Consider the following 19312-nt stretch of genomic DNA (forward strand, 5'->3'; position numbering starts at 1 on the left):
TCCGGGATTCGACCGGGCGCGTGGCCGGGGTCTAGAGTTCACGGGTTGCCTCGGCGAGGGAGCCCGTACGACCCGGACTCCGTGATCGACTGGGCCGGTACGCACCACTGCGCCGCGCTCACGATCCGGAGCGCGGCGTTCGTCGTCCCCGGCCCGAGGCCCCACGACCCTGATCAGTCCCACAGCTGGAGGAACACATGTCTGCCCCCGAGAAGATCGCCGCCGAGCCCCGCACCGAGTTCGGCAAGGGTGCCGCGCGCCGCATCCGTCGCGACGACAAGATCCCCGCCGTCATCTACGGCCACGGCAACGAGCCGGTCCACGTGATCCTGCCCGGCCACCAGACGATGATGGCCCTCAAGCACGGCGGCGCCAACGCGCTCTTGGCGCTCGACATCGACGGCTCCGAGCAGCTCGCGCTGACCAAGGACGTCCAGGTCGACCCGATCCGCCGCGTCATCGAGCACGTCGACTTCGTCGCCGTCACCCGCGGCGAGAAGGTCACCGTCGACGTGCCGGTCCACGTCGTGGGCGACGCCGCCCCCGAGACGCTGGTCGTCACCGAGAACGCCGTCGTCTCCGTCGAGGCCGAGGCCACCCACATCCCCGAGTACTTCGAGGTCTCCGTCGAGGGCGCCCCGATCGGGACCCAGATCCACGCCAAGGACCTCGACCTCCCGTCGGGCACCACGCTGCTCGCCGACGAGGAGCTCCTCATCGTCAACGTGACCCAGCAGATCTCCGCCGAGGCCCTCGAGGCCGAGCTGGAGGAGGCCGAGGCCGAGGCCGGCATCGAGCACGAGGCCCCCGAGTCCGAGGACGCCGCCGAGGGTGCCGAGGCCGCCGCCGCCGACGCCGCGGAGGGCTCCGACTCCGAGTAACCAGTCGGCGCATCCTCGCCCTCTGACACCGTCGAGTCGGCGCATCCTGACGCACATCGCGTGCAGGATGCGCCGACTCGGCGCGATTTCGGCGTGAGGATGCGCCGCCTCGACTGATTGGATGGACCAGTGAGTGACGCACCGACCTCGGACGTGTGGCTGGTCGTCGGCCTCGGCAACCCCGGCCCCGCGTACGCCGGGCACCGCCACAACGTCGGCTACCTGGTCACCGACGAGCTGGCCTCGCGGATGGGCAGCCCCTTCCGCGCGCACAAGGCCGGCCGCGCCGACGTCGTCGAGGGCCGGCTCTCGATCGGCGGGCCGCGCGTGGTGCTGGCCCGTGGTCGCGGCTACATGAACGAGTCCGGCGGCCCGGTGAAGGCGCTCGCCTCGTTCTACAAGGTCCAGCCCGACCACGTGGTCGCCATCCACGACGAGCTCGACATCGCCTTCGGGACCCTGCGGATCAAGCTCGGCGGCGGCGACAACGGACACAACGGCCTCCGGTCGATGCGCTCCTCCCTCGGCACCGGCGACTTCTACCGGGTCCGCGCCGGGATCGGGCGGCCCCCCGGGCGCCAGGACGTCGCCGACTTCGTGCTCTCCGACTACTCGACCGTCGAGCGCAAGGAGCTGCCCTTCCAGGTCGCCGACGCCGCCGACGCCGTCGAGTCGCTGATCACCGACGGACTGGAGAAGACCCAGCAGCGCTTCAACTCCTGAGCGCGTCGGTTCACCAATATCGGCGAATCGGGTCCCGGACGCGGCGTACGCCGGACCGGGCGGCGGCACGATGGCGACGCCACACCGGGGCGGCCGTGCGCGGCCGCTCGGTGTGGACCATTCGTCGAAGGGGACCACATGAGCTCGCTCCTGTCATCCGGATCCGTCGGCCAGCGCTCGCGGGACGCCCTGATCCGCGCCCGCGGACGGATGATCTTCGCCGTGCCGGACACGTGGCGCGGCCGGGTGGCGGCGAAGCTCCCCGCGCGGCTGGTCCCGCCCGAGATGCGGCCGGGCTTCTTCGAGCACTTCTTCGACGAGGGCGACCCGTTCGGGTTCGACGTCCACCCCGAGGAGCAGCTCAAGTTCGACCGCACCCTCGAGGTCTGCGGCGACGGCCCGCTGGGTCGCGTGCTCGAGCTCGGCTGCGCCGTGGGGACGTTCACGGAGATGCTCGCCCCGCGGGCGAGCGACGTGCTGGCCCTCGACGTCTCGCAGTCCGCGGTCGACCAGGTGCTCCGCCGGTTGAGCGGGCACGACAACGTCCGGGCCGTCGCGATGAGCATGCCTGAGGAGTTCCCCGACGAGACCTTCGACCTCGTCGTCGCCTCCGACGTCCTCTACTACCTGCCGGTGCCGGTCCTGGAGCGTTGCGTCGACCGGATCGAGGCGAGCCTGGCCCCCGGCGGGGCCTTCGTCTCCGTCCACTACGTGCCCCGGATGGGCAGCGTCCTCAACGGTGACGAGGCGCACGACGTCGTGACCGCCCACACCCGCCTCGAGCACACCCTGTCCGAGCGCGCGGAGTTCGGACCGGGCCGCACCTACCGGGTCGACCGCTTCGTCAAGGCCTGATCCGTCCGCCCGATCGACGACGGACGACAACCGGCCCGTCCCCTCGGGGGCGGGCCGGCTGCCGTGGGTCGGAGGAGGTCAGCGGGTGGGCTTGGGGCAGACGGTCCCGGCCGCGGGCGCCTCGACCCGCTCGAGCCAGTCCTCGCGCCACAGCGGGAGGTGCTCGCGGGCGCAGAACCAGGCACCCGAGGTGAAGTGGCCCTTGCACACGACGTCCTCGAGGGCGATGCACTCCTGCTTCATCTGCAGCAGCTCGCCCGTCTGCTCGTTGATGAGGCGCTCGACGCGCTGGTGCACGCGGAACGTCTGGCCGCAGTACTGCACCATCTCGTGGGTGAAGAGCATGCCGCGGTGCGCTCCGCCGGAGTTGAGGGTCCGGCCGATCTCCTCCTTGGAGCGCACCCGGACCCACTCGCCGGGCTGGAGGCCGAGCTTCTCGCCGTCGACGCGGTCCTTGCCGGCCACCTCCAGCGGCAGGTACGGCCGCAGCCCGGCCTTGCGCGCCAGCTTGGTGACCAGGGCGTTGGATCCGACGCGCACCAGCTCCGGGACCCCGACGTTGCCCACGCGGACCTCCCGGACGTACTGGCCGACCGCCTTCTCCGGGATCGGCGTGGTGGCGCGGGTGGCCTCGGTCGCCTGGCAGCGGAACACCTCGCCCTTCTCGGGGTCGGTGCGGTGGGCGCCGACGTCGAGGAGCGGGAGCAGCCGCTCGGGAGCCACGGCGTGCGGGTCGTCGTCGGCCGACGGCCCGTCGGCGTGCTCGAGCCAGACCTCCTTCCAGAAGATCCGGCACTCCGCCTGGCAGCCGCCGTGGCCGGAGCCGTCGCAGCGGGTCTCGTTGAGGAGGACCGCGTCGGTCATCCGCCGGCTGCGCGACTCCTTGCCCATGTAGTCGCAGATCTTCTCGAGCCGTCGGTAGACGGTCATCGTCCGGCCGGCGTACTCGGTCATCTCGAGCATGAACGGGACGTTCTCGTAGGACCCGGTCTCGTCGAGGGTCTCGAGGATCTCGTGCAGCGGCCGCAGCCGCACCCTGTCGCCGGGTCGCAGCGACCCGGGCTCGGCCAGCCTCCTGGTCGATCCTGTCGTGATGGTCATGGAGCCATGGAGCCGCACGTCGGGCCGCGGGCGTGAGAACCGCAGCGGGTTTTGACCCAGAGAGGGTATGCCCGAGGCGACCGCGACCTCGGAGAATCACTCGCAGGGGCACGTCGGCGGCTGCCGGTCGTCACGGCCCCCGGGGGAGGACGTGGGCGGATGAGGCGGACCGTGGGGGCGCGGCTGCGATCGGGACTGTGCGCCGTCTTCGGCACCTGGCCCCTGTTCGAGGTGCGCAACAAGGTCCTCCACTGGCCCGGCGCCGTCCGGGCCCACGTCCTGGAGCGCAGCGAGGTACGCCGCCTGCGGCCGACCGTCGTCGTCCCGCAGGCGCTCGTCACCACCGTCGTGCCGACCTACCGCCGGCCCGAGTCCCTCGCACGTGCCGTGCGCAGCGCCCTCGACCAGACCGTGCGCGACCACGTCGTGATGGTCGTCGACGACGGCGCGGGACTCCCGCCGCTGCCGCACGACGACCGGCTCGTGGCCGTCTCGCTCGGCCGCAACACCGGGCGTGCCGGCGTCGTGCGCAACGTCGGCATCGCGCTCTCGCGCTCGACCTACCTCGCCTTCCTCGACGACGACAACGAGTGGCGACCGCACCACCTCGCCACCGCGCTCGAGGCGCTGACCGGTCCCGCGGACCCCGTCGAGCTCGTCTACACCGGCGTGGAGCGCGTACGGCCCGACGGCACCACGCTCGACGTGCTGGCGCGGCCGTTCGCGCGGGGCACCCTGCGGGAGTCCTGCTTCGTCGACACCAACAGCATCGTCGTGCGCAGGGGCCGTGGCGTGCGCTTCAGCCGCCTGCCGCGCTCGGGACCGAACCTGCCCGGCGAGGACTGGGAGCTGGTGTGGCGGCTGAGCCGTCGGCTGCGCGTGCGGAACGTCCCCGAGACGACCGTCACCTACCTCGTGAATCCCGCGAGCTACTTCACCCGGTGGGAGGCACCCACCGCGCACCGGGACGCCCAGGAGGTCCCGCGATGACGACGCCGCGCATCGTGGTCGCCTCCCGCCGGGGCGTGGAGCAGAAGGTCTGGCAGGCCTCCCAGCTCGAGTTCGAGGACGTCGTCGCCGAGGTCGACGACGTGGCGTGGTGCCTGCCCCGGCCGCTGGGCGGAGGTCCCCCGGTACGTCTCGCCCACGGCCTGCTCAACCGGGCGGGACGTCCGCTGGGCCGGGACCGGCGTGCGCGGATGCGGCCACCGGTCGCCGGCGGTGACGACGTCGCCGCCCAGCTGTTCTTCGCGGTCTTCGCTGACGCCAACGAGATCGGGATGCTGCCGCTCGTGGGGCGTACGGCCCACGCTGCCGGCATCCGCATCGCCTGGATCGTCGAGCTGTGGACCCAGCAGCTGGCGCAGGCGTCGGACTACCTGCGGCAGCTGCGCGACTTCGACCACGTCATCGTGTCCAACCGCGCGGTCGTCGACGCGGTGCAGCAGATCACCGGCGTGCCGTGCTCCTACCTGCCGCTGGCCATCGACACCGACCGCTACGTCCCACCGGGGCACGGCGCACCCGCGCGGACGGTCGACGTCGCCAGCTGGGGCCGTCGCTTCGCCGGCACCCACGACCCGCTCGTGCAGGCCATGGCCGAGCAGCGGCTCTTCTACCACTTCGACACGGTGAGCGGCCCCTGGTCGGTCACCGACCACGCCGAGCACCGGCTCGTCCAGGCCCGGCTGCTGCAGCGCACCCGGTACTCGATCGTCTACCGGATCAACGACGAGCCCGGCCGCATCGACCGGACCGGCGGCGAGGAGTCGCTGACCAACCGGTACTTCGAGGCACTCGCGGCGGGCACGATCATGCTGGGCACGGCGCCGGACTCCACGGAGTGGGACGACGCGTTCCCGTGGCCGGACGCGGTCGTGAAGATCCCGGTGCCCGCGCCCGGGATCGTCAGCACGATCCGTGAGCTCGACGAGGACCCCGACCGGCTCGACCGGGCGCGCGTGGCGTCGGCGACGACCTTCCTGCGTCGGCACGACTGGGCGCACCGGTGGCAGGAGGTCCTGGCCCTGGCCGGGCTCGAGCCGCACCCCCGGCTGTCCCCCCGGCTCGACCGCCTCGGCGCGCGGCTGGCCACGTGGGACACGCGCGTGCCGTCGTGACGGTCCGTGCCTGACCCCGCCTGCCCCGAGCGGGCTACCCACTTGTGGGGAGGGTGCTGCCGCACGTACGCAGCGGGTGCCGCCGACCGGGAGGCTGGGGAGCGTTCGTGAAAGGAGCACTGGGGGAGTGACGAGCACGCACGAGAAGCGCAGGACGTCCTTCGACGCCGTCGTCGACACCGACGGCGTCGCCCGGGCGTCGCGCCACACGCTGCTGGCGCAGGTCGCCACGCAGGTCTCACGCCTGGCCGTGAGCGTCATCCTGGCGCGCCTGCTGACGCCCCAGGAGTTCGGTGTCGTCGCCGCCGCGATGGTGGTCATGGTCGTCGCCTGGCAGCTGACCGACCTGGGCACGGCGGCGGTGATCATCCAGCGCGAGGTCGTCGACGAGGCCCTCGTCAGCTCGGTCTTCTGGTTCAACCTGGCCTTCGGTGGGACCCTCTCGGCCCTCACCCTCGCCGGGGCACAGCCGCTCGCGGACGCCCTCGGCCAGCCGCAGGCCGCCCCCGCCATCCGGCTGCTGGCGGCCGTGTCGCTCCTCGGGGCGATCGGCAACATGCACCACGCGCTGCTGCGACGCACGATGCAGTTCGGCAGGCTCGCCACGATCACCATCGCCAACGCCGTCGTGAACAGCGTGCTGGGGATCGGGCTCGCGATCGCCGGGGCCGGGATCTGGGCCCTCGTCATCGGGACGGTGGCCGGGGTGGCCACGTCGACGGTCGCCGCGTGGTGGTTCATGTCGTGGCGTCCGTCGCTGGTCCTCAGCGTCCGCCGGCTCCGCGAGGTGGCGAGGTTCAGCATCCACTTCTTCTTCTCCAACAGCCTCGCGGTGGTCTTCGACCAGCTCGACAAGGTCATCATCAGCCGGATGCTGGGCGGCGCCCCGCTCGGCACGTACGCGGTCGCGCAGCGCACGGTGCTCTCGCCTGTGCAGGCGGTGAGCGGCGCGGTCTCCACGGTCAGCTTCTCGGCGTTCGCCCGGGGACAGGACGACCCGGAGAAGCTGCGCGCGGGCGCCAGCCGGGCCGCCGGTGTGGTGGCGCTGGTCCTGCTCCCTGCGATGGTCGGGCTCGCCGTCCTGGCCGAGCAGGCGGTCGCGGTCGTCTACGGCCCGCAGTGGGAGGCGGCCGTGCCGGTCATCCAGGTGCTCGGCCCCGTGGCCGCGGTGCAGGCGCTCGCCTGCATCACGGCGTCGGTGATGCTGGCGAAGGGCCGCAGCGACTGGCTCTACCGGTGGACCCTCGCCTACTGCCTGGTCGGGGCCGCCGCCATGGCCGTCGCCGCCCAGTGGGGGCTGGTCGGCGTGAGCCTCGCACTGGCCACGGTCGTGGCCGTCCTCAAGCCGTTCGAGATGCGGATGGCACTGGGGCTGATCGACATGCGGTTGTCCACGTACGCCCGCACGTTGCTGCCGCACGTCCTGATCACCACGGTCATGGCGGTGACGGCCTGGCTGGTGGCGCAGGGGGTGGCGCAGGTGGGCGGCGGCTCGCTGGACCAGCTGCTCGCGGGGACGGCGGCGGGTGCGGTCGTGCACCTGGGACTGGCGTGGCTGTGCCGGGTCCCGGCACTCGACGACGCCCGTCGGGTCCTGGGCCGGTGGGCGGTACGGAAGTGATCTGTCAGGGGGCGCGCCGAGGCGCCGCGATCGTCAGGAAGCGTGAGCACAGGTGGGAGAGCGAGATGCATCGAGCAGGACTGAGGACGAGCGTGCCGTCGCCGGCGCGTCGCGACACGGCGGGAGGGCGGGCGCATGGATGCCGTTGACATCCTGAAGATCTGCTTCCGCCGCTGGTACGTCATGCTGCCGATCCTCATCGGGGCCGCCGGCGTCAGCTACCAGCTGATCGAGACGCAGGAGACGACCTACACGGCCGCGGCGTCCTACGGTCTCGTCCAGCCGCGGCTGACGTCGGCCGGGAGCGAGGTCGAGCGCAACCCCCTCGGCAGCGACGGCAGCGACCTGGTCGGTGCGGCGCTCGAGGCGCAGCTCAACTCGCGGGTGACCCAGCAGCTGCTCGGCAGCGAGACCACCCGCGGGTGGGGACCGGGCGAGTCGGAGAACGGCTCGTCCTACTCGGTGAAGATCCCGTTGTACGAGACGACCTACGAGGTCCGCGCCTACGGGCCCGACGAGCAGGAGGTCCAGGACGTCGTCAACCGGGTGATCGAGGCGGCACCCGGCATCGCGGACGAGCTGCAGACCCGGGCCGGCGCCCCGACCGCGGTGCGCTACGAGCCCTTCGTCCTCGCGCCCACCCAGGTGGACGCGCTGCCCGCGACCTCGACGCTCAAGCTCGTGATCGCCGTCATGGGGGTCGGGACGCTGGTCGGTGCGGCGTGGTCGATCGTCGCCGACCGCGTGCTGCGTCGCCGGCGCGTGGGCGGGGCCACGGCCACGCACTCCTGGCCGGCACCCTCCGACGAGGAGAACGACGCGCTCGACTCTCCCGATCCGTCCACGGCCGCCCGAGCGTCCATGGCCGGCGCCCCCGCAGGGAAGGCGAAGAACGGCCAGGCCGGCGGGGTGGAGCCCGCGCTGACGTCCGGGACGAAGCGGAACAAGAGCGGGAAGACCGCCGGATCGACCGGCCCGGGGGATGGGCGCCGCGAACGACGCCACCAGCCGCTGGTGCGGCGGTGAGTCGTGGCCGCAGCCGTCCGTGACCCGGCGAGGCGCTCGGTGACCCGCTCGGTGACCCGCTCGGTGACCCGCTCGGTGACCCGCTCGGTGACCCGGCCGCTGCACCGGTCGGTGCGCAGCCTCGTGGTGCCGGTGGCGACCGGGTCCGTGGCGCTGGCGCTGCTCGTCGTCGCGGTCGTCCCGTTCACGGGCCTGATCGGCGGTACGGCCACGGCGGCGTTGCTCGTGCTCGGGCTGCTCGTCGGACTGGTCGTCCTCTCGGCCAGGGACGGGTGCTCGATCCTGACCTGGGCCCTCGTGCTGCTCTTCCTCGTGCCCCAGCCCTACGTGCTCGTCGGGCCGCTGAAGTCGGTCGGCAACCCGGCCACGCTCGTGGCCCTCGCGGGACTGGCCATCTGGGCCGCGTCACGCGTGCTGAACCTCAGCCAGGCGTCCGAGCTCAACCCCGTGCGCTGGGTCCTTCTCGTCTTCACGATCGCCGCGACGGCCGCGTACGCCGCCGCGATGCTGCGCGACCTCACGACGTCGGAGAGCGCCAGTACCACCCGGGTGATCTTCGGCCACCTCGCGTTGCTGGGGGTGGCGTTGCTCGCCGTTGACGAGCTCGGCGCCCGCGACCGCATCAGCGTCCTGCTCCGACGCGTGGTCCTGCTGGGGGGAGTGGCAGCGCTCATCGGCATCGCGGAGTTCATGGTGCCGACGTTCGACTTCCGTGAGGTGATGCGCCTGCCCGGGCTCGCCGCCAACGTCGACCCGGAGTCGGTCTCGCGCTCGGGCTTCGACCGGATCACCGCCGGCGCCTCCCACCCCATCGAGTTCGCCGTGGTGACCGCGGCGCTGGTCCCGCTCGCCCTCCACTTCGTGATCCACACGCGGACCGGGCGGTGGCCCTACGCGCTGGCGCTCGTCGCCATGCTCGCCGCGATCCCGATGAGCGTGTCGCGCTCGGGGTTCCTGGCCCTCGCCGTGGGCTTCCTGTTCTACGCCGCCGCCCTCTCCCACCGCGGCCGACTCAACGCCCTCGTGCTCGGCCTCATCGGGGTGGCCGCCTTCCGCGCCATGGTCCCGGGACTCCTCGGCACGGTGCGCAGCCTGTTCCGCGACTCCGCCACCGACCCGAGCATCGCTGGCCGTACCGACGACTACGCCCAGATCCCCGGCCTCATGGAGGGCCACTGGTGGTGGGGGCGCGGGCTCGGCACGTTCGTGCCCGACGTCTACTTCTTCCTCGACAACCAGTTCCTCGCCGCCCTCCTCCAGGGTGGGGTCGTCGGCCTGGCCGTGTTCGTCGTGCTGCTCGTGGTCGGGATCGGGACCGCCCGCGGCGTCCGCCGGCGCGCGACCGACCCGGAGCTCCGGAGCCTGGGCCAGGCGCTCGCGGCGACGATCGCGTCGCTGGGCGTCTCGGGGTTCGTCTTCGACTTGCTGAGCTTCCGCCAGAGCGGGTTCCTGCTTTTCCTGGCGATCGGGTGCGCGGGTGCCCTGTGGAGCCTGGTCCGCCACGAGCCCAAGGTGCAGCACCGGCCTGCGCCCGCGCCTGCGCCCGAGCCGGGGGAGGTGCGATGGCTGTCGCCAGTGTCGTGATCCCGGCCCACGACGAGGCCGCGTCGATCGGGCGTACGCTCCGGGCCCTGCGCACGGGCCTGGGCGGGCACGAGCTCGACATCGTCGTGGTCTGCAACGGCTGCTCCGACGACACCGCGGAGGTCGCGCGACGCGCGGACCCCCGCGCGCGGGTCCTCGAGATCGCCCAGCCGTCGAAGAACGAGGCGGTCCGGGTCGGCAACGCAGCCACCGACGTCTTCCCGCGCGTCCACCTCGACGCCGACATCGAGCTCGAGGGGTCCGCCGTGCTCGCGCTGCTGGCGCCGCTCGACGACGCGGGCGTGCTCGCCACGGCGCCGCTGCGCAGCGTGCCGCGGGCGGGGTGCTCGCGATGGGTGCGGTGGTACTACGACGTCTGGGAGGCGCTGCCCAACGTCGAGTCCGGGCTGTTCGGGCGGGGCGTCGTGGTGCTGTCCCGCGAGGCGCAGGCCCGCGTCGCCGCGCAGGCGGAGATGATGAACGACGACCTCGGGATGTCCGACGCCTTCAGCGCCGCCGAGCGGCGCGTGGTCACCGGCGCCGTCGCGGTCGTCCGCCCACCGCGCACCGTGCCGGACCTCGTACGGCGGCGCATCCGCGTGGCCACCGGCAACACGCAGGCCGCCCGCCTCGGCGTACGGCGCCCGGCGTCGCGCACCCGGGTGCGCACGCTCGCCGGCCTGGCGGTGACCCGGCCGGGGCTGGCGCTGCGGGTGCCGGTCTTCCTCGGGGTCTACGTCGCCGCGGCACTGGGCGCCCGACGGGCGGTCCGGGCCGGCGACTTCCAGACCTGGCAGCGCGACGAGAGCTCGCGCACCTGACGGAGCCGGGCGGAGCGGGGCGGAGCCGACCGGAGCAAGACCCGGGGGGCGCCTCAGGCGAGACGGGCCGGCGCCGGCAGGTCCGCGCCGAGGGCGACCAGGGTCGCTCCCGGGCTGAGCCGGTCGAGGTCGGCGCGGATCTCCCGGACGTAGACCGGGTTCATCGCCACCACCAGTCCGGCGGGGTCGTCGGCCAGGGTGGCGGGCGCCAGGATCGGGTGGCCCGTCCCCGCGACGTACTTGCCGGCGAGGTGTGGGTTGACGTCGACGACGGCGTCGACGAGTCCCGCGGTCGGTCCGAGGGCGTGCAGGAAGGCCGTCCCCTTGGAGCCGGAGCCCCACACCACCACCCGCCCGCTCCGGGCGTGCTCCTCGATCGTCCTCGCGAGCGAGTCGACCTGGGCCCGCGCCGCCGTGCGGAAGCCGACGGCAGCCCGGGCGAGCCGCTCCAGCTCGGCGTCCGGCAGGCGCATCGGTCGTGGCCGCCCGACGGGCAGGGCCTCGACGAGGAGGTACTGGTCGCCGTAGGCGAGCGCGGCCGAGCGGACGACGAAGCCGGACGACTCGAAGAGCTCGACGGCGACGTCGCGGGTCAGGTAGTTGCAGTGCTCGTGGTAGACGTCCCAGAAGGCGCCCTCGGCGAGGATGCGCCCGGCCTCCGGGATCTCGACCAGCACGGGCACGTCCGGGCGCTCCGCCAGGCCGTGGCGCAGCGCGCGCAGGATGGCGCCGGGGTCGTCGACGTGCTCGAGCACGTGGCGCATCGCCACCGCGTCCACCGCCGCCAGGTCGGTCTCGGCGTCGTACGCCTCGGCGACCAGCGTGACGTGCGGGTCGGGCTCGCCGAAGCGGTGCGCGTCGACCGTCGGGTCCATGGCCAGCACGCGGCCGGCGCCGGCCGCGGCCAGCAGGCGGCTGAAGTCGCCGCGCCCCGCGCCGATCTCGAGGACGGTGCGGCCCCGGAGGGCCCAGGCGTCGACCCAGCGCTCGGCGAGCCCGCGCGCGTAGTCGAGGAAGGTGGTGGAGAAGGCCTGCGAGTCCTCGTAGCGGGCGCTGTAGGCCATGTCCTGCTCACCGAAGCGCCGGTTGGTCATCGCCCCGCAGCCGCGGCACAGCACGACCGCCAGGGCGCCCGTGGCGATCGAGACCGCCTCGGCCCGGCTGTCCATGACCAGGCAGCTGTGCACCGGGACGCTGGCCACGTCGTGCAACGGCTCGCCCCCGGGGCGCCCGCAGACCGGGCAGGGGCGTACGTCGAGCCGGTCAGGCGCCGGAGCCGACAAGGTCCAGCCTCGCCTTCCCGATCAGGAAGCCCTCGGCGTAGGGCGCGCGGCACTCCACACCGCGCAGGCGCATCAGCGCGAGGAAGGTCTCGTCGTCCCACCAGTCGCGGCCGACCTGGGAGGGGTAGACCTTGGTGAGCAGCTCGGCCTTGAGCCGGGCCTGCTCGGCGTCGAGGGGCACGTAGTGGGTCACGCGCCCCAGGTCGCCGTCCCACTTGGGGATCTCGTAGTGGAGGACGAGGGAGTCGCGCCACACCGTCGGCACCAGCTCGGCCAGGAGCCGGTGGTCCTGGTGGCTGTCGTCGCGGCGGGGGGCGAGGACCAGGTCGGGCGCGGGGTGCGAGCGTGCCGCATCCTCCAAGAGGTCCTTGACCGCCGACCAGTGGTCCGGCAGCCGGGAGTCCGGCAGCTGCCCGAACGTGACGCCGACCCCGGTCCCGTTGAACGCGACCGCGGCGTCCTCGGCCTCGAGCCGTCGTTCGGGGGAGCCGGTCAGGACGAGGTGGTGCACCTCCACCCCGGGCCGCTCCCGGAGCGCCAGCAGGGTCCCGCCGCAGCCGATCTCGACGTCGTCGGGGTGCGCCCCGACCGCCACGACCTGCAGCGGCCCTGCGGGCAGGTGCAGGTCCCTCATGGCGTCGCCACCAGCCTGGGTGTGGGGACCGGCACGGCCACCGGCTCCGGCGCGGGCGCGACCGCGTCCTGGGCTGGGCGGCGCCACAGCGCCCACGGGCTCTCGCCGGACCAGTAGAGCGCCTCGAGCGAGGCGCGCTCCTTGAGCGTGTCCATCGGCCGCCAGAACCCGTCGTAGGGGATGGCGAGCAGCTTGCCCGCCTCCGCCGCCCGTACGCACGCCTGGGTGACGAGGTCGTCGCCCTCGTCGAGGTAGTCGAAGATCCCCTGGCGGAAGACGAAGAACCCGCCGTTGACCCGCAGCGGGAGCTCCTCGGCCGAGCGGAACCCAGAGACGCGGTCGTCCTCGTCGGTCATCACCACGTGGAAGGAGCCGGGCGGCCGGATCGCCAGCAGCGAGCCGACGGCGTCCGACGCGGCGAGCCGGGCGACGAGCTGGTCCATCGGAGCGTCGGTGAGGACGTCGCCGTAGTGGGCGAGGAACATCTCGTCGTCGCCGAGGTGACGGCGCACCCGCCGCAGCCGCTCGCCGATCTCGGCGTGGAGCCCGGTGTCGACGAAGGTGATCCGCCAGTCGCTGATGTCGCTGCTGAGCAGCTCCACCTCGCGCCCGCCTCCGGAGAGGACGAAGTCGTTGCTCGCGGTCTCCTCGTAGTTCAGGAAGTAGTCCTTGATGTGCTGACCACCGTAGCCGAGGCAGAGCACGAACTCCGTGTGCCCGAAGTGCGCGTAGTAGCGCATGATGTGCCACAGCACCGGCCGGTCGCCGACGGTCATCATCGGCTTTGGGCGGGGGTCGTCCCCCGAGCGCATCCGCATCCCCATGCCTCCGCAGAACAGGACGACCTTCATCCGAGCACCTCCAGGGTCGGGAGGGGGAAGACGAGGCGCGCCCCCCACTCGCGCGTGTGGGCCAGCTGCGCGGTGATCTCCTCGCGGAGGTTCCACGGCAGCACGACGATGTAGTCCGGGCGCTCGCGGTCGAGGTGCTCGGGCTCGTGGATCGGGATGTGCGTGCCCGGCAGGAACTTGCCGTGCTTGAACGTGTTGCGGTCCACGGTGAACGAGATGAGGTCCTGGCGCACCCCCGCGTGGTTGAGCAGGGTGTTGCCCTTGCCGGGGGCGCCGTACGCCGCGACCGTGGCGCCCTCCCTGGAGCGCTCGACGAGGAACTGCACGAGGTCGTTGCGCGCGGTCGCGACCGAGCGGGCGAACCCGTCGTGGCCCTCGACGGTGTGCAGGCCGGCCGCCTCCTCGTCGGCGAGGATCTTGGCGACCGCGTCGCTGGGCGCCCCGGCCGAGGCGGTGGGCACCGACCATGTCCGCAGCGAGCCGCCGTGGGTCGACAGCTCCTCGACGTCGACGACCGTGAGCCCGGCCGCCTCCAGCACCCGCTGCGTGGTGAGCAGCGAGAGGTAGGAGTAGTGCTCGTGGTAGATCGTGTCGTAGAGGTTGCCCTCGATCAGCCGCAGCAGGTGCGGGATCTCGATGGTCACCGTCCCGGACTCGCCGGCCAGAATGCGCAGGCCCGTGGCGAAGTCCACGATGTCGGGCACGTGCGCGAACACGTTGTTGGCGGCGACGAGGTCGGCGCTGCCGTGCCGCTCGACGAAGGCGGTGGCCGTCGCCTCGCCGACGAAGGCGACCGTGGTCTCGATGCCCTTCGCCCGCGCGGCCTCGGCGACGTTGGCGGCGGGCTCGAGGCCGTGGCAGCGGATGCCGCGGGCCTGCACGTGCTGGAGCAGGTAGCCGTCGTTGCTGGCCACCTCCACCACGAAGGAGTCCTGGTCCAGCCGCAGCCGGGAGGCGGCGTCCTCCACGTAGCGACGGGCGTGCTCGACCCACGACTCGCTGAAGGACGAGAAGTAGGCGTAGTGGCTGAAGATGTCCTCGGCCGCGATGTAGGCGGGCAGCTGCACCAGCAGGCAGCTCTCGCAGATCCGCACGTTGAGCGGGTAGAAAGTCTCGCCCTGGTCCAGCTCGTCGGCCGACAGGTAGCTCTCGCACGGGGGCGACATGCCGAGGTCGACGAAGGTCCGACGCAGGTCGGCGCCGCAGAGGCGGCAGGTGGGCAGGCTCACGACGCCACCTCCACCCGCTCGCCGAGGCGCAGGTCAGGTGTCATCCGGCCCTCGGCCTGGAGCTCGCGGATCCGGGCCAGCCGCACGAAGCGGGGTCCCTCGAAGTCCTCCGCGGCGAGGCCCCGCTCCGCCATGTCGGCGGAGAGCTCGGCGATGCCGTCGGGGATGGTCCACGCCGGCACGAAGCCCGGCAGGAGCCGGCCGATCTTGGTGAAGTCGACGCGGTAGTCGCGGGTGTCGGGGCCGGCGCCGTCGGCGAAGGTCACCGGCACGTCCATGGCCTGCGACACGGCGTGGGCGATGTCGCGGACCTGGACGACGTCCTCGTCGCGGCCCACGTTGAACGCCTCGTCGTGCACGACCTCGACCGGCGCGGTGAGGACCGCCGCGAAGGCGCGGGCGATGTCCTCGGCGTGGACCAGCGGGCGCCACGGCGAACCGTCGCTCTGCAGCTCCACCTTGCCGCGGGTGAACGCGGTGCCGGTCAGGTTGTTGACGACGATGTCGGCACGCAGCCGCGTCGAGGAGCCGTACGCCGTGGCGTTGCGCATGTAGGTCGGGCTGAAGTCGCCGTCGGCCAGGGCGGAGATGCCCTCCTCGGCCAGGACCTTGCTCTCCCCGTAGGGGGTGACCGGGCGGAAGGGGGCGTCCTCGTCCACGACGCCGTCGCCCGCCGCGCCGTACAGGGAGCACGAGGAGGCGAACAGGAAGCGCCCCACGCCGGCGGCCTTGGCCACCCGGGCGGTGTGCACCGCGCCGCGCGCGTTGACCGAGAAGGTGGCGTCGGGGTTGAGGTGCCCGATCGGGTCGTTGGAGATGGCGGCGAGGTGCGCCACCGCGTCGAAGCCGCGGAGGTCCGCGGGGGTGGCGTCGCGCACGTCGCCGGTGCGCTGCTCGTAGTCGGTGAACCGCCGGCCGAAGTCGCAGCCGTCGTACCAGCCGGCGTCCAGCCCGACCACGTCGTGGCCGGCGGCCAGGAGGTGCGGCACCATCACGGAGCCGAGGTATCCCCGGTCGCCCGTCACCAGCACCCTCATGGCGCACCCGCAGTCGTCGTAGCGCCGATCGTCGTCATCGTCATGCTCACCGTCCCCCAGGATCACTACCGGATGTTCGTCCCCACTGCGTGACCGCACGGCCCCGCGGACTCGCCCCACCTTGGTCCAGGGCGGAGGAGCCCCACGCGGATCCGGGACGGACATACCACCGACTGGGTACCCGCCCGTGGGGACGAAGCATCAGCGCAGGCGCTTGACGAGGGACGCCGCGGCGTTGCGCACCCGACGGGCCGGCGCGGTGGAGGCCAGCATCCGGGCCTGCAGCGAGGCGGCGGTGTCGTCCGCACGTACGCTGAAGCGCGGCTGGAGCCACGCCCCGGGCCGGGCCGGGCGCTGGTCGCTCAGGTTGACCTCCGCGCAGCCGCCGGTCCGCAACAGCGCGAGCGTGTGCCGGTCGTAGCGCCCGAGCGGCGCCGCGGCGCGGTCCACCCGACGACCGAGCAGGTCCTCGAGCGCGGGCCTGGGCGAGAGGATCTCCGCGCGCGCGGCCTCCCCGCGGAGCCCGGCCCAGGGCCGGTGGGTGAGGCCGTGCGTGCCGACGTCCATCCCGGCGGCCAGGAGCTCCTCGAGCCCCCGCACCGACGTGCTCCACGCGTCGCCGATCCGGTCGACGACGGGGAAGAACGTGGCGACCAGGTCACGCTCGACCAGCGCCGGGAGCACGACGTCGACGTCGGACCGGTTGCCGTCGTCGAACGACAGGGCGACCTGCGGGGACTGCGCCACCCAGTCGAGGATCTCGAGGAGCTGGTCGCGCCCCACCCAGTACCCGGCCTCCCCGGGCTCGCGCTCGTGCGTCGGGACACCGACGCCGTGGAAGCAGAGCGTGAAGGGCGGGCCGGGTCGGCGGACGGTGCTGGGTCCCTGCGTCGTCACGGCCACGGGGCCGACGCTAGGCCGCGCGTCCGCCCGCCGGGAGCGGCACGGCACGGACGTCCCCTGCTTGGGGCATATCGACGCGACCCGCCCCGCGGCGCCGGCACGGGTTCCTACGCTCCGGGCGAGTGCTGGCACGAGGGGGGAGATCGTCGATGCGGATGAGCAGGTCGCGAGGGGTGCACCCGTCGGCGCGGCACGTCCTGGTGGTGGTGCAGAACCTGCCGGTGCCGCTGGACCGCCGGGTCTGGCTGGAGTGCCAGGCCCTGCGCGCACACGGCTACGACGTGAGCGTCATCTGCCCCAAGGGCCCGGGTGACCCGGCCCGGCAGGTGATCGACGGCGTCCACATCTACAAGTACCGCCCTCCGCCGGAGGCCCGCGGGCTGCTGGGCTACGTCCTCGAGTTCGTCTACTGCTGGGTGCGGACGGCGATCCTGACCCGTACGGTGTGGCGCCGCCAGCCGTTCCAGGCGCTCCAGGCGTGCAACCCGCCCGACACCTACTGGCTGCTGGCGAGGTGGTGGAAGCGCCGCGGCGTGCGGTTCGTCTTCGACCACCACGACCTCAACCCCGAGCTCTTCCGGTCCCGCTTCGGGGAGCCGCGCTCGGTGCGCGAGCGCTGCGAGATGTGGGCGCTGACGTGGCTCGAGCGCCAGACCTTCCACACGGCCGACCGGGTCATCTCGACCAACGAGTCCTACCGCGACGTCGCGCTGAGGCGTGGCGGGTGCGCCCCCGGCACCGTGAAGGTGGTCCGCAGCGGCCCGGACACGACCGCGATGCGACCGCTCGTCCCGCAGGAGCGGCCGGCCGACGCGCCGTACACGCTCGCCTACCTCGGCATCATGGGTCCCCAGGACGGGGTGGACACGGTGCTCGACGTGATGGAGGACCTGGTGCGCACCCGAGGGCGTCGCGACGTGCGCGCGGTGCTCATGGGCTTCGGCGACTGCCTCGAGCAGCTGCGGGCCGACTGCACCGCACGCGGCCTCGACGACGTCGTGACCTTCACCGGGCGCGTCGACCGCGCCCAGATCGCCGAGCACCTCAGCACGGCCGACGTCGGCCTGTGCCCGGACGCGAAGTCGCCGCTGAACGACGTGTCGACGATGAACAAGACGATGGAGTACATGGCCTACGCGCTGCCGTCGGTGTGCTTCGACCTCGTCGAGACCCGGGTCTCCGGCGGGGACACCGTCCTGTACGCCGCGGCGGGGGACGTCACGGCCTTCACCGACCACGTCGAACGCCTCCTCGACGACGAGGAGATGCGCGTCGGGCTCGGCCTGCGCGCCCGGCGGCGGGTCTGCGACGCCCTCGACTGGCGGCAGCAGGCCGAGGTCTACGTGTCGGTGTTCCGCGACCTGCTCGGGCCGGTCGCGCAGGTGCCGCGGCCGCGAGCCGGCACGGCGGTCGCCGAGACAGGTGGTCCGGCCCCCGACCAGGACCGTGACGAGCTCGGGCGGGCGTACGTCGACCTCGACGACCCCGCGGAGCTGCAGGCGTTCGTGCGTGACCGCGGTCGCCGCCGTCCCGCCGAGGTCGTGCGGCCGGTGCCGCCGGAGGTCCGGGTGCCTCAGCCGGCGACGGAGACCGTGGCCAGCACGGCCCGGTGATCGGCCCCCGGCAGGTCGACTGTCCGCGACGACGTGGCCACGAGTCCGGGCGACGTGAGGACGTGGTCGATCGCCGCGAACGCGGGCACGGTCAGGCCGAGGCGCCGCTGGTGGGAGCCGGACGGCCAGGTCGGTGACCAGCCGGCATTGGCCTGCACCGCGGAGTCGGTGAGGCCGAGGTCGACGAGGCGTCGCACGGGTGCGTGCGCGAGGGTGGCATTGAGGTCGCCGGCCACGACGACGGCCCGGTCGACGTCGGCGCGCACCGACGCGAGCGCCGTACGGACCTGCTCGTGGTCGCGCAGCCACGCGTCGGGCTCGTAGGGCGGGCGGGTGTGCACCGCGGCGATCGTCACTGGCCCGAGGCCCGGTGCCTCCAGCTCGACGAGGCGGCTCTCCGACTCGTCGTAGAGCAGCTCGGTGCCCGTGACCGGGAACCGGCTCAGCACGACCGCACCGCCCTCGCCGATCCCGGCCGAGTGGGGCAGCAGCTCCCCGATCCCGACTGCCAGCAGCGGGTCGATGCGTGTGCTGTCGGCGTCGGTGAGGACCAGGACGTCGACGTCCTCGTCGTGGACCAGCCCGACCAGCGCCCCCGGGTCCCCGTACTCGAAGTTCTGCGCCAGCACGACCAGCGACGCCGACCCACCCGCCGGCCGGTCACCGGCGTACAGCGGTGCCAGCCACCAGGCGTGGACCGCGAGCAGGGAGGTCGCGACGACGACCGCGACGGCCCGTGCACCGCGCGGCTTCCGCAGCAGGAGGGCTCCGAGCAGGGCCGTCCCGGCGAGCGGGAGGCCGATCGGCGTGAGGGACACCAGCTCGATGAGTCGCCTGGTCCCGGGGTCAGCGACCCGGACCGCGGCGAGCACGAGCGAGCCCAGCAGCAGGCCGACCACCATCAGGGACGTGACCGCCGACGCCCAGCGCCCCGGCATGGTCCCTCCCGTCCCCGGCGAGCAGTGCGCCCGAGCCTACGGGGCTCGCGGCCGGTCTTCGCCCATTTCGGGGGCGAGGTCCGACCGACGCC

18 protein-coding genes are annotated in these 19312 nt (G+C 73.1%); 10 read left to right on the top strand and 8 right to left on the bottom strand.

What is annotated here, in order from left to right:
- Window positions 1-197: 197 nt before the first annotated feature.
- From EXE59_RS08375 to EXE59_RS08385, 3 genes are all read left to right on the top strand, one after another.
- Window positions 198-881 carry a 50S ribosomal protein L25/general stress protein Ctc gene (locus tag EXE59_RS08375; RefSeq protein WP_135838495.1) on the top strand — a complete coding sequence of 228 codons (684 nt, stop codon included), beginning with the start codon at window positions 198-200 and terminating at the stop codon, window positions 879-881.
- Window positions 882-1010: 129 nt separating this feature from the next.
- Window positions 1011-1604 (top strand): aminoacyl-tRNA hydrolase, encoded by a 594-nt coding sequence (pth, locus tag EXE59_RS08380; protein WP_135838496.1) that lies wholly within the window; start codon window positions 1011-1013, stop codon window positions 1602-1604.
- A gap of 138 nt (window positions 1605-1742) precedes the next feature.
- Window positions 1743-2459, top strand: a complete 717-nt coding sequence (locus EXE59_RS08385) for a class I SAM-dependent methyltransferase (protein WP_135838497.1) — start codon at window positions 1743-1745, stop codon at window positions 2457-2459.
- A gap of 78 nt (window positions 2460-2537) precedes the next feature.
- Here EXE59_RS08385 and EXE59_RS08390 read toward each other — a convergent pair whose 3' ends face one another.
- Window positions 2538-3560, bottom strand: coding sequence for a hypothetical protein (locus EXE59_RS08390; RefSeq protein ID WP_135838498.1), 1023 nt, complete (start codon window positions 3558-3560; stop codon window positions 2538-2540).
- A 159-nt stretch (window positions 3561-3719) separates the two neighbouring features.
- On the opposite strand from EXE59_RS08390, the gene EXE59_RS08395 reads away from it, so the two are divergent.
- The 6 genes from EXE59_RS08395 (at window position 3720) to EXE59_RS08420 (ending at window position 10732) form a co-directional block, all read left to right on the top strand.
- Window positions 3720-4550 carry a glycosyltransferase family 2 protein gene (locus tag EXE59_RS08395; RefSeq protein ID WP_135838499.1) on the top strand — a complete coding sequence of 277 codons (831 nt, stop codon included), beginning with the start codon at window positions 3720-3722 and terminating at the stop codon, window positions 4548-4550.
- Window positions 4547-5680 carry a glycosyltransferase family protein gene (locus EXE59_RS08400; RefSeq protein WP_135838500.1) on the top strand — a complete coding sequence of 378 codons (1134 nt, stop codon included), beginning with the start codon at window positions 4547-4549 and terminating at the stop codon, window positions 5678-5680. Before EXE59_RS08395 ends, EXE59_RS08400 begins: the two co-directional genes overlap by 4 nt.
- Window positions 5681-5807: 127 nt before the next feature.
- Window positions 5808-7301, top strand: coding sequence for a lipopolysaccharide biosynthesis protein (locus EXE59_RS08405; protein WP_168218448.1), 1494 nt, complete (start codon window positions 5808-5810; stop codon window positions 7299-7301).
- A 135-nt stretch (window positions 7302-7436) separates the two neighbouring features.
- Window positions 7437-8327, top strand: a complete 891-nt coding sequence (locus EXE59_RS08410; RefSeq protein WP_135838502.1) for a hypothetical protein — start codon at window positions 7437-7439, stop codon at window positions 8325-8327.
- A 3-nt stretch (window positions 8328-8330) separates the two neighbouring features.
- Complete coding sequence (locus tag EXE59_RS08415) at window positions 8331-9911, top strand: O-antigen ligase family protein (RefSeq protein ID WP_135838503.1); 1581 nt, start codon at window positions 8331-8333, stop codon at window positions 9909-9911.
- Window positions 9890-10732, top strand: a complete 843-nt coding sequence (locus EXE59_RS08420; protein ID WP_135838504.1) for a glycosyltransferase family 2 protein — start codon at window positions 9890-9892, stop codon at window positions 10730-10732. Before EXE59_RS08415 ends, EXE59_RS08420 begins: the two co-directional genes overlap by 22 nt.
- 53 nt (window positions 10733-10785) lie before the next feature.
- On the opposite strand, the gene EXE59_RS08425 is transcribed toward EXE59_RS08420, so the two are convergent.
- The 6 genes from EXE59_RS08425 to EXE59_RS08450 form a co-directional block, all read right to left on the bottom strand.
- Window positions 10786-12015, bottom strand: coding sequence for a class I SAM-dependent methyltransferase (locus EXE59_RS08425; protein ID WP_135838505.1), 1230 nt, complete (start codon window positions 12013-12015; stop codon window positions 10786-10788).
- Complete coding sequence (locus EXE59_RS08430; protein WP_135838506.1) at window positions 11996-12649, bottom strand: PIG-L deacetylase family protein; 654 nt, start codon at window positions 12647-12649, stop codon at window positions 11996-11998. The genes EXE59_RS08425 and EXE59_RS08430 overlap by 20 nt, the downstream gene beginning before the upstream one ends.
- Window positions 12646-13500 carry a sugar phosphate nucleotidyltransferase gene (locus tag EXE59_RS08435; RefSeq protein ID WP_135838507.1) on the bottom strand — a complete coding sequence of 285 codons (855 nt, stop codon included), beginning with the start codon at window positions 13498-13500 and terminating at the stop codon, window positions 12646-12648. Before EXE59_RS08435 ends, EXE59_RS08430 begins: the two co-directional genes overlap by 4 nt.
- Window positions 13497-14729: a class I SAM-dependent methyltransferase gene (locus tag EXE59_RS08440; RefSeq protein WP_246056626.1), complete on the bottom strand. Its 1233-nt coding sequence runs from the start codon at window positions 14727-14729 to the stop codon at window positions 13497-13499. The genes EXE59_RS08435 and EXE59_RS08440 overlap by 4 nt, the downstream gene beginning before the upstream one ends.
- On the bottom strand, window positions 14726-15766 hold the full coding sequence (locus EXE59_RS08445) for an NAD-dependent epimerase/dehydratase family protein (RefSeq protein WP_135838508.1): 1041 nt from the start codon (window positions 15764-15766) through the stop codon (window positions 14726-14728). The genes EXE59_RS08440 and EXE59_RS08445 overlap by 4 nt, the downstream gene beginning before the upstream one ends.
- Window positions 15767-15967: 201 nt before the next feature.
- Window positions 15968-16669 (bottom strand): polysaccharide deacetylase family protein, encoded by a 702-nt coding sequence (locus tag EXE59_RS08450; RefSeq protein ID WP_168218449.1) that lies wholly within the window; start codon window positions 16667-16669, stop codon window positions 15968-15970.
- Window positions 16670-16824: 155 nt separating this feature from the next.
- Between EXE59_RS08450 and EXE59_RS08455 the strand changes: the two genes are divergently transcribed.
- Window positions 16825-18282 carry a glycosyltransferase family 4 protein gene (locus EXE59_RS08455; RefSeq protein ID WP_135838510.1) on the top strand — a complete coding sequence of 486 codons (1458 nt, stop codon included), beginning with the start codon at window positions 16825-16827 and terminating at the stop codon, window positions 18280-18282.
- Here EXE59_RS08455 and EXE59_RS08460 read toward each other — a convergent pair.
- Window positions 18243-19220, bottom strand: a complete 978-nt coding sequence (locus tag EXE59_RS08460) for an endonuclease/exonuclease/phosphatase family protein (RefSeq protein ID WP_135838511.1) — start codon at window positions 19218-19220, stop codon at window positions 18243-18245. The two genes, EXE59_RS08455 and EXE59_RS08460, sit on opposite strands and share 40 nt — an antisense overlap.
- Window positions 19221-19312: the final 92 nt, after the last annotated feature.

The sequence above is a fragment of the Nocardioides eburneiflavus genome (genome assembly GCF_004785795.1).
Lineage (GTDB): Bacteria > Actinomycetota > Actinomycetes > Propionibacteriales > Nocardioidaceae > Nocardioides > Nocardioides eburneiflavus.